At 45.8% G+C, this 10,823-nt stretch carries 6 protein-coding genes; 3 read left to right on the top strand and 3 right to left on the bottom strand.

The genetic code is table 11. From position 1 onward, the window contains the following. Nucleotides 1–369 precede the first annotated feature (369 nt). Nucleotides 370–2,625, bottom strand: a complete 2,256-nt coding sequence (parC, locus tag V4C51_RS09670; RefSeq protein ID WP_330925953.1) for a DNA topoisomerase IV subunit A — start codon at nucleotides 2,623–2,625, stop codon at nucleotides 370–372. A 686-nt stretch (nucleotides 2,626–3,311) separates the two neighbouring features. Between parC and V4C51_RS09665 the strand changes: the two genes are divergently transcribed. Further along, nucleotides 3,312–4,304 carry a PstS family phosphate ABC transporter substrate-binding protein gene (locus V4C51_RS09665; RefSeq protein WP_330925952.1) on the top strand — a complete coding sequence of 331 codons (993 nt, stop codon included), beginning with the start codon at nucleotides 3,312–3,314 and terminating at the stop codon, nucleotides 4,302–4,304. Nucleotides 4,305–4,482: 178 nt separating this feature from the next. Next, nucleotides 4,483–5,433: a hypothetical protein gene (locus tag V4C51_RS09660; protein WP_330925951.1), complete on the top strand. Its 951-nt coding sequence runs from the start codon at nucleotides 4,483–4,485 to the stop codon at nucleotides 5,431–5,433. A gap of 183 nt (nucleotides 5,434–5,616) precedes the next feature. Here the strand turns inward: V4C51_RS09660 and V4C51_RS09655 are convergent, their stop codons facing one another. Next, nucleotides 5,617–7,476, bottom strand: a complete 1,860-nt coding sequence (locus V4C51_RS09655) for a hypothetical protein (RefSeq protein WP_330925950.1) — start codon at nucleotides 7,474–7,476, stop codon at nucleotides 5,617–5,619. Between the two features lie 211 nt (nucleotides 7,477–7,687). Between V4C51_RS09655 and V4C51_RS09650 the strand changes: the two genes are divergently transcribed. Continuing rightward, nucleotides 7,688–7,936 carry a hypothetical protein gene (locus V4C51_RS09650; protein ID WP_330925949.1) on the top strand — a complete coding sequence of 83 codons (249 nt, stop codon included), beginning with the start codon at nucleotides 7,688–7,690 and terminating at the stop codon, nucleotides 7,934–7,936. A 97-nt stretch (nucleotides 7,937–8,033) separates the two neighbouring features. Here V4C51_RS09650 and polA read toward each other — a convergent pair whose 3' ends face one another. Further along, nucleotides 8,034–10,760, bottom strand: coding sequence for a DNA polymerase I (gene polA / locus V4C51_RS09645; RefSeq protein WP_330925948.1), 2,727 nt, complete (start codon nucleotides 10,758–10,760; stop codon nucleotides 8,034–8,036). Nucleotides 10,761–10,823: the final 63 nt, after the last annotated feature.

The following is a 10,823-nucleotide window of genomic DNA, read 5'->3' as shown; positions in this document are numbered from 1 at the left end:
TTGTTTATTTGTTTATTTGTTTATTTGTTTATTTGTTTATTTGTTTATTTGTTTATTTATTATATATATCTCAAACATAAATAAAACACTTAATAACCTTTTTTAAGCACTAAATTTATTTTTTTTGATCTAAGTCAATTTTTGGCGAATGGTAGGGCTTCGTTCTGGGGTTTTAAGCCCAACCCCCACACTGCCCTCACTCCGCTCAGGGAGAAAAAAGAGCGTCTTGCCACTTCAGAAAAATGTCAGCCCAGCCAGATTGTGTTGTGGCTTTTACCAGGGGCTACAGCCATTACTGCCTGCAAGCCATCCCCTGGCAGGTTTAGCTGCAATTTCTCCTGAAGCGGCATTCAACGACTGCATTCAGATTTAAGATAGTTTCTGAACGGTAAAATGATCTACTTTTTGGAAGCCTCGTGGTAGCTTGTTGCCCCTTCTGCCTCTTTCACCGAAGTAATGCTCAAGTTCATCCCATTTAAGCGTCATATGTCGTCGTCCTGCGTATAATGTCAATGTTTCCTCTGGTCCGAGCAATGCAATGGCCGCCACAAACTCCGTACGCTCTGCTACACGAGTAGTTGGAATACTGATAATTTTATTGCCTTTGCCCCGGGTTAGTTTGGGTAGTTCTATTAAGGGGAACACCAGCATTCGGCCTTCATTACTGATGGCCACCAGGCGTTGCTCATCACTACTGACTTTTATCGGTGGTAAAACCTTGGCACCTTTAGGTAGGGTCAGCAATGCCTTGCCTGATTTACTTTTGCTGGTAAGGTCTGAATACTGAACCACAAAACCGTAGCCAGCATCACTGCAAACCAAAAAGTGATCTTCAGGGTTTCCAAGACAGACCCCTTCAAAGGTTGCACCAGAAGGTGGGTTTATTCTACCAGTGAGGGGTTCTCCCTGCCCGCGGGCGGAAGGCAGAGTGTGTGTCTGTATGGAATATGAGCGCCCGGTTGAGTCAATAAAGGCGGATAGCTGACTGTTTTTCCCCTGGGCTGATAGTCTATAACTGTCTCCTGATTTATAGTTGAGATTTTCAGGATTAACGTCATGACCTTTCGCGCAGCGAACCCATCCTTTCTCAGAAAGTACGACGGTGACAGGGTCTGATGACAAAAGATCAGACTCGGTCATTGCTTTGGCTGACTCTCTTGTAACAATAGGAGATCGTCGTTTGTCAGCATACTCTTTAGCATCAGCTTTAAGTTCTTTCTTGATTAACCCTTTTAGTCTTTTATCAGAGCTTAATGTTAATTCAATTTGCTTCCTTTCTTTATCAAGGTCATTTTGTTCGCCACGAATTTTCATCTCTTCCAACTTAGCCAGCTGTCGTAGCTTGAGGTCAAGAATAGCATCAGCCTGAATTTCAGATAGTCCGAAGCGAGTCATTAATAGGGATTTAGGCTTATCTTCTGAACGAATCAACTCAATAATTTCATCAATGTTAAGAAAAGCTGTCAGTAACCCTTTAAGAATATGCAGGCGACTGATAACTTTATCAAGACGGTGCTGAAGACGACGTTTTACGGTATCTGAACGCCAGCCCAGCCACTCCGATATCATCCTGTTTAATGGTTTAATCTGTGGGCGACCATCGACACCGATCATATTGAAGTTAACCCGATACGTACGCTCAAGATCAGTGGTAGCAAACAAATGCAGCATAACGTTGTCAGCTTCTGTTTTGCTGGACTTGGTAACAATCACCAGGCGGGTTGGGTTCTCATGGTCAGACTCATCACGCAGATCAACGACCATGGGTAGTTTTTTTGCCTGCATTTGTGCAGCAATCTGTTCAAGCACTTTGGCACCCGATACCTGGTGTGGCAACGCTGTGATGATGATGTCGTTATCTTCTTTATGGAAAACCGCTCTCATTCGCAGGGAGCCTTTGCCTTGCTCATAGAGTTTTTGTATTTCTGCGCAGGGTGTAATGATTTCAGCATCAGTGGGAAAATCGGGGCCCTGGATGTGTTGGCAAACATCGGCAACGGTTGCCGTTGGTTTGTCCAGAATATGGATACAAGCATTGACCACTTCCTGTAAGTTATGGGGTGGAATATCCGTGGCCATACCGACAGCAATGCCACTGGTACCATTTAACAGCAGGTTAGGTACACGAGCAGGTAACACTGAGGGCTCTTCGATAGATCCGTCAAAATTGGGCACCCAGTCAACGGTGCCCTGTCCCAGCTCGCTTAACAGGTTGTTTGCGTAGGCTGTCAGCCGGGACTCCGTGTAGCGCATGGCGGCAAAAGATTTAGGGTCATCGGGAGATCCCCAGTTACCTTGACCATCAACCAGGGGGTAACGGTAAGAGAAAGGCTGGGCCATATGCACCATGGCTTCATAACAGGCACTGTCACCATGGGGGTGAAACTTTCCCAGAACATCGCCCACCGTACGGGCAGATTTCTTAAATTTTGCCGTATTTTTCAGACCCAGTTCGCTCATGGCATAGACAATGCGTCGCTGTACCGGCTTCAGGCCATCACTGATGTGTGGCAGCGCCCTGTCGAGGATGACGTACATGGAGTAATTCAGGTACGCATTCTCTGTATAGGATCGAAGCGTTTGGCGTTCAAAGCCATCATCACCAATCTGGGTCTGTTCCATCATATCTTAGTCGTCGGTAAATAGAGTAAACGTATCATATTAGCATTTTCGCCGTAAGCCCCCTGACTTTTAGAGGGTGTCGCGAAACTCTTATCGCGAAACTCTTAATTTTCTCCGTCGTCATCCCGTACAGGGATTGTAAGGGATCTGTGCCACAAGGACGTGAATCACTAAACCCGCATGATGCGTGCGGTTAGAGTGCCTTCTATAGCGTGTGGTTCCTGTACAGGATGACGGTGCGGGGTGTATTTCAGCGTTTCGCGACAGCCTCTTTAGTTGGGGGAGCAGTCACGTGGTGTTGATATAAGAATACAAACGTATTCCAACAAAGCACCTGTTTTAGTGCTGCATTCATGGTGTTGGCTATAGGTGAGCCGTGGGGAGATACTGGGATGTTTGCTCCCCATTCTTTCTGATAATATGCCGGTTAAACCACCTTCTGAAGTGGTATGGCGCTCCTTCGCAAAATCCCTTAGAGCCGCAAGGTTCTGCGCAATTCTCAGGGCAGTTTATGAAATATCCGGGCTAGTAAGTTAAAAGCGGTCAACTGCTGAATTCAGGTTTAATAGGGTCAACGTATTTGATTCATGATCCAGGTTAACTGAACTGTCACACTGACAATTTATAGTGCGCTATTTTATTTTGACATATAGGTGTCCGTGGCAGTCTTTGTCAGAGCAAGGTCTTTAATGTGTATCAAAAAAGTTATTAGCGCACTGGCTGGTATTATGGTGTTTGCTGTCATGACACCCGCTCCTGCCAAAGCGGTCAGTTCAGTGAATAAAGCCATATCTTTGTCTGACTATACGCCTGTCAGTGGTATCTCGGGAAACTTATCCAGCATTGGTTCAGGCTCACTGAGCAGCCTGATGATACTGTGGGCGAAGGAATTTAAACGCTACCACCCAGGGGTGAATGTGCAGATACAAGGCGCTGGTTCTTCTACGGCTGCCCCTGCCTTAAGCAAAGGGACAGCCAGCCTTGGCCCCATGAGCCGAAGGATGAAAGAGTTGGAACTGGCCGCCTTTGAAAAACACTACGGTTACCCGCCCACTGCCGTAGCTGTTGCTATTGACGCGCTGGCCATCTTTGTAAATAAAGATAACCCCATAAAGGGCATGACCCTGGCTCAGGTGGACGCCGTATTCTCCCGCACACGTCGTTGTGGTAAGGCTGAAAACGTAACAGTCTGGGGAGATCTGGGTTTAGACGGCCCTTGGCAAAAACAGCATATTCAGCTCTATGGTCGAAACTCAGTCTCAGGGACTTACGATTATTTTAAACAGGAAGTACTGTGTGACGGAGATTTTAAAAATACCGTGAATGAGCAGCCCGGTTCTGCTTCTGTCGTTCAGGCAATTGGCGCATCTATTGGTGGCATTGGCTATTCCAGCATGGGTTATAACACAGCCAGTGTACGCAGTGTTCCTATTGCCATGGAAGTGGGGGAGCCTTTTTTTGCAGCCACTGCTGAGAATGTCATTAACGGCACCTACCCGCTGTCACGCTATTTATATGTGTACGTCAATAAAGTACCGGCAAAGTCTTTACCGCCAATAGAGCGGGAGTTTTTCAAGCTGATTCTCTCGAAACAAGGTCAGGAAGCGGTGGAAAAAGATGGATATATTCCATTACCAAGACAAATAGTGTTGAAACAGATGATGGCATTAGGATTGAAATAAGTATCTCAACAGAAATGAGTATTCTGCATTTCCGCACAGCGTGTGGGAATGCGTGCGGATGTCCGAGCCTCGCATTTTCTAAAAGCTTGTCTATTCTTCTTGCTCAAGTAACAAACTCAAAGCCAATAGCATTTTCATTTTTCTAACGAGAACAATCGTAAGATAGCGAGATAATGTAATGAAGACATTCTATTTATGGGCAGGTCGTGCATTAAAATATATAATGTTATTCACTCTTTTTCTACCCACAATAAGTCATTCTATTCCAAGCTTCGTATTTTGGTATGATGGAAAATCGCCAAAATTTATAAAAGAGGGGGATTTAGGGATTGTTTTCTATGGTGATCTCAGTCCTTCTGATCAAAGAGTACAAAACTACTACTTTGGTCGTATTGAACAAAACAAAAAAAAAGAATGGATGTGTCTTGTCAAAGACCCTTCAGGTTTTCAGAAGAAGGCTGTTTATTTGAAGCCAATAGCAAGCTTGTCTCTTACCCCAGAGGTTATTCAAGCGATTGCAGAGAAATTGCCCTCCGGTTTCTCACAAATACGAGGGTCTGAACTTCTGGATCTGGTACGTTTTAAACCTTTAGATGGAACTGACGGTATTAACCCACCAAGTTACGAAGCTTGTGAGCAGTGTAAAGAATTAAATGCTGATCAACAACTTAAACTTGATGCTGCTCAATTCATATTCACTGTTGAAGCCCGGGGTGGTAGAAGTAAAGTCATCTGCCACCTGGCAAATAATGACAATTTTACTTTCAGTATTTACCCCGGTGAAAACAAATGGGATCGACTGGCCAGAGAAAACCCGGAAAGTGTAATAGAAATAGTTGATAATGGTACCAGTACTTTTTTATTTTATACAGGCTGCGCATGGGTGAAAAAAGATGGGAAAAATGTCACCGCAAAAAAATATTCTCACAGAAGCGGGTCCGCTTCAGAGCAATTTCAACTTAAAGCGGCTCTCAAAAACTTGAGAGTTGGTCATAAATTAGAAACATCAGGCTATGTTGCTATCGATGGCATGTACTACGCTGGTGGTGAAGAACTTGATAGGAGTAATAAAGGTGAAGGAGCTAATCGGGCCTACCGAATACTCCCCCCTGGATGGCAGAATCAATAGCCTGGTTGTAGCAACTTTCCAAAAGCATAAGGTAAACGTGGTTGGCAAACCGTTGGGAAGTGATTTGGAGCGACTTCCCAGTAACCTATTTCAACCTTCAACTTTCAACGTCCATAACAGCCATGAGAATATGAACAAAAGCAGTGATATTATTCAATAACTGTCGTTAACATAGGGAAGCTTTCACTTTTTACTTTTCTTATTCTTCTTATTCTTCTTATTTTTTTTGGGAAATACATCGTATTGAGTACCTACCAGATAGTACAGTTTCATCCCTTCACGAAACGAGTTCAGCTCTTGTTGATTTTTGTTGACTAACTCTCTTACTTCATCATCGACAAGATTGCTTTTATTGATTTGACTGTTGTACTTTCTTTCTTTGCCCGCGAGCTCGGCAAGTGTCTTGCCCGGTCTTTTGTGTGATGCAAAAAAAGCAACAATGTCATAAACCCTGTTGAAATTTTCCTGAATTTCTCTGGCAGCTTCCAGTTTTTTTCTTTGGGCAATGACATCGATACATTGCTCTGAAGTCATATAGGTTTCTGTTTCTGAAGCTAATGTGTCGGCTGCTTGTGCCAGTTCTTTTTTTAGTGCTTCATATTCGCTTTGAGCATGCTCTTGCGAGTCCTTTAAAAACTGTTGTTGGGCATTGAGGGTATCCAGGTGATCTTTCATCTCCAATCTGAAGGACTTATCCTCAAGAACTTCGTTTGAGTAGCGACGAAAAGTTGATGAGAGTTTCTCTGCTAAACGTCGTATAGTCTGATTTTTTATAGCTCGCAGGTGCATTACTGCTCTTATGTCGCTCATGTTGATTGTTCTGATGGCTGCCTCAAGGGCGGGAATATACTCATGATTGAGTCCGGCCACTAAACCATACCCGTTATGCCCTTGAATATTTAACTGCTCGAATAATGTGTTTTTTGCTGATTCAAGTTGCTGCTGTAATAAGTGTTTCTCAGCCAGTAGCTCTTTTTTTAACTGATAATGCTCAAGCTTGTCGTTAAATGCTTTTTTGGCCCGCAAGTAACGCTGGTTGGGTGATGCTTCCAGCTCACGCTCAAGCTTCTCCACAAGCTTGTCAGTGTTCTCGATTTCTTCCTGGACCTTTGCGACCACAGGGTCAATTTTAGGGTATTTTATTTTCTTATGGGTTTTATTGTGACGTGGGTTCAGTGGTCTGTAACCATATTTTGCTCTATTGACTGCCTCAGATACTGCTTCACTGCCTGATTCAGCCATGGCTCTAGCCGCTTTTGAGGCGTTATCAGAGACATTATCTTTCAAGCGTTGAGCTGGCCTTAGCCGAGCTCTTCCCCGCCAGTATTGCGTGTTTGTCTTTGACTGAGCGATGAGGGCATCATCGGGACTCGGATTAAAGCAGAGTCTGTTATGTAACGCCGCCATTTCCTCAAACTCTTCGCCATGGATACTGTCTCCTGTTCTGCTAAATTCATTCAAGTCCTTCACTTGCGTCACCAAATGCTCACACCTTTCAAGCAAGCTGTCTTTAACAGCGTTGTTCGGTGGCAACGGATCAGACGTGGAACTTATTTCCTTATCAGGAACAGGTTGTTGTGGTGTTAAGCTTTTTAAGGATAAGAAGCGCGTTCTCGGCGCTGGCACAGGTCGTTTTTTACGCGGCGCTGGCACGGGACGTTTTTTCCGTGGCGCTGGCACGGGCTTTTCTTTGGGCTGCTGCAATGAGGGCAGGGGGGAAGTGGCTATAGTGCCTGCTGCATCATGCTCTTTTGTCTCGGGCGGTGTGGGCGTTTCTGACAAGGAGCGTTTAGCGGCCTGTTCAAGTTTTTTCCGCCTGCGCTCTCGTGGTGACATTTTCTGAGGTGCTTCAATACTTCGGCTATCAAGGTCTTTGTCTTCAGCCAGCTTGTCTGGGTTCTTGGGTGTCTGCTGTGGCGTTACACCCTTTTCTTCCTTTACCTTTACAAGCCCCTTCGCCGTTTTCAGAAAACCTTCAGTGCTATCTATAACCTTTTCTGTCAATAACCCGAGGCTTTTGGTAATAGCTTTGATTGATGACATATAGACTCACGATGCTAGATCAACCTTATTGACCCGGAGCATAAGCAGGGCCTCCAGCCTCTATGAACAGCATTTGAGGAAAGTTAGAGATAAAATCGGCAACAACCCGAATTTATCAAGCACGATCACTAGAAAGTTATAAAAACGGCGGCAGTTAGCAAAACGCATGATTTTGAATTCTTTATCCTTTGGAGGGGAGGGCTGTAGGAGTATGAGCCACTTGTTCACCCCATTATCAAACGGTTTACCTGTGGTGGTGAGGGCGTCATTCAGGGTACATAGCGCTATGGAAACAGGGTTGCAAATTTGTCAGCAAAGTGATGAAAAAAGCAAAAAATTATTGAAAACAAGTAAAAAAAACCGGCTACCTATGGGGGAAAGGGTAACCGGTTGTGGGACAGCCCACTGGGGGAACAGGGGCTGTAAATTTGCCAACAAACACACACACAAGGAGTTATGAGCGTCTCAATGACTGCTCATGGTTCCTTTGACTCCCGTGTTTGAAGATAGTTCCCCACTACACGAAATTTTTTTTGAAAAAAGTGAAAAAAATAGTGTCAGTGCGCTTCATCCCAGTTTTTGCCTGCGCCAACTTCAACCAACAAAGGCACATCAAGGTTGGCTGCAGAGGCCATTTCGCATTGAACCCCCTCCTGCAATGACGCAAGATCACCCTCAGCCACTTCCAGAACCAACTCATCGTGTACCTGCATAATCATACGTGCATCCAGAGCGCTGGCTGACAACCACTGATCCACTGCTAACATGGCTTTTTTAATAATATCTGCTGCTGTGCCCTGCATGGGGGCATTGATAGCTGTCCTTTCCGCGCTCTGGCGACGCATACCGTTGCGTGCATTAATATCGGGAAGGTAGAGCCGTCGGCCAAACAGTGTCTCAACATATCCTTTTTCTCTGGCACTGGCTTTTGTCTTTTCCATATACTCCAGAACGCCGGGGTAGCGATCAAAATAGACATCAATGAACGCCTGCGCCGACTGACGAGAGACGCCTAGTTGTTTTGCCAGGCCAAAAGCTGACATACCATAAATCAGTCCAAAATTGATAGCCTTGGCACTGCGACGCTGATCCTTGGTGACAGCATCCAGTGGCATGTTAAAGACCTCTGCCGCTGTTGCTTTGTGGACATCCAGACCTTTAGCAAAAGCCGCCAGTAAGCCTTTATCCCCCGAGAGGTGGGCCATAATGCGCAGCTCAATCTGAGAATAATCGGCTGCCACCAGTTGATAACCTTCAGGCGCGATAAATGCTTGCCTGACCTTGCGCCCCTGTTCTGTGCGGACAGGAATATTCTGTAGATTGGGGTCTGAAGAGGATAATCGTCCAGTGGCCGTTCCTGACTGGTGGTATGATGTATGAATTCGCCCTGTGTCAGGGTTAATCATCTGGGGTAGCTTATCCGTATAGGTCGATTTCAGTTTACTTAAACCGCGGTGCTCGATAATCAATCGGGGAAGCGGGTAGTCCAGCGCTAACTCCTGTAATACCTCTTCCGCTGTGGACGGTTGGCCTTTCGGGGTCTTTTTAAGCACAGGCAGCCCCAGCTTATCAAATAACAGTGCCTGTAGCTGCTTGGGGGAGCTTAGGTTAAAGGCTTCGCCGGCTTCTTCCTGGGCCAGCCTTTCCAATTCAGTCAACCGCTTGCCAAGGGCCAGACTTTGTTGCTCCAACAATACACTGTCAACCCGCGCGCCGTTTCTTTCGATACGGGAAATGACATCAACGAGTGGCATTTCAATGGTGTTAAAAACACGTTTGAGGGTATTTTCTTTTTCCACCTGTGGCCATAATACCTGGTGCAGCTTCAGGGTGACGTCAGCATCTTCTGCTGCATAGGGGCCGGCCTTTTCAAGATCCACCTGATTAAACGTCAATTGATTAACACCTTTTCCAGCAACAGACTCAAAGGAAATGGTAGTAATGCCCAGGTATTTGTTAGCAAGGCTATCCATATCGTGGCGGGTGGCTGTGGAATTCAGAACATACGACTCTAGCATTGTGTCAAAAGCCATCCCCTTTAAATGAATGTCATATCTTGCCAGAATATTCTGGTCATACTTGAGGTTTTGCCCAACTTTCTTAAGGGCAGAGTCTTCCAGTAACGGCTTGAGTTGTGACAGCACCCATGTCCTGTCTAACTGATCAGGTGCTCCTATATAGTCGTGGGCAACGGGCACATAAGCAGCTTTTCCCGGTTCACACGCAAACGACACACCAACCAGAGAGGCTGCCATATAATCAAGCCCTGTTGTCTCCGTATCAAAGGCAAACAAACCCGATTTTTTCAGTCGGTCCAGCCAGTTCAGAAACAGGGGTTTTTCCGTGATAATGTCATAGTCAACAGCCGGAGCGGTCGTTGTTTCATGGCTGTCTTTTTCTTCCTCCAGCTCTCGAATCATGGAGCGAAATTCAAATTTTTTAAACAACGCCAAAAGCGCATCATTGTCTACAGGGTTTGAAGTCAGTGCTTCTAGGGGTAAAGGTAAGCTGACATCCGTCTTGATGGTCGCCAGAGAGCGGGAAAGCAGGACAACCTCTTTATGTTCCTCAAATTTTTTAGCAAAGCCCTTGCTGCCACGAAAGCCCAGGCCAGCCACTTTATCAAGGTTGGCTGCAATCGTATCAATACTTCCGAGTCCTTGTAACAAAGCCAGTGCGGTTTTACCGCCAACCCCCGGCATGCCCGGGATGTTGTCGCTGGTATCCCCCATTAATGCCAGGTAATCGACAATCAGCTCAGGGGGTAATCCGAATTTATCGATAACGCCGTACCGGTCCAGTGTTTCACCTTTCATCGTATCAATCAGCGTGACATGTTCATTGACCAGCTGGGCGATATCTTTATCGCCAGTGGCTATTATCGTGTTGATTTTTTTCTCGGTGGCTTTCAGTGCCAGCGTCCCCAACACATCGTCTGCCTCCACTCCTTCAATTGCTAAAAGGGGTAAACCCAGGGCACGAACGACGTCATGAACAGGCGCTACCTGAGAGCGCAAATCATCAGGCATGGGTTTACGGTTGGCTTTGTAATCGGCATAAATAGCATGGCGAAAGGTTTTGCCCCTGGCATCAAAAATCACCACCACGTCACTGTCAGGATAATCTCGCATCAGGCTTTTCAGCATGGTCGTCATCACCCGGATCGCACCGGTAGGCTGGCCGTCAGCAGTCCGCAGGTTGGCACGCTCTGATGCATGAAAGGCTCTGTAGAGGTAAGAGGAACCATCAACGAGTACTAGTGGGGTGGAGATTTGTTCAGACATTATCGGGTAAATTCCTAAAAGTAGGATAAAATTAGGGAGCCAGTTTACAAATGCTGAGGTCTG

The sequence above is a fragment of the Candidatus Sororendozoicomonas aggregata genome (assembly GCF_031528575.1).
Lineage (GTDB): Bacteria > Pseudomonadota > Gammaproteobacteria > Pseudomonadales > Endozoicomonadaceae > Endonucleibacter > Endonucleibacter aggregata.
Note: the sequence above shows the minus strand (reverse complement) of the source record. Positions and strands in the feature narration are given on the sequence as shown.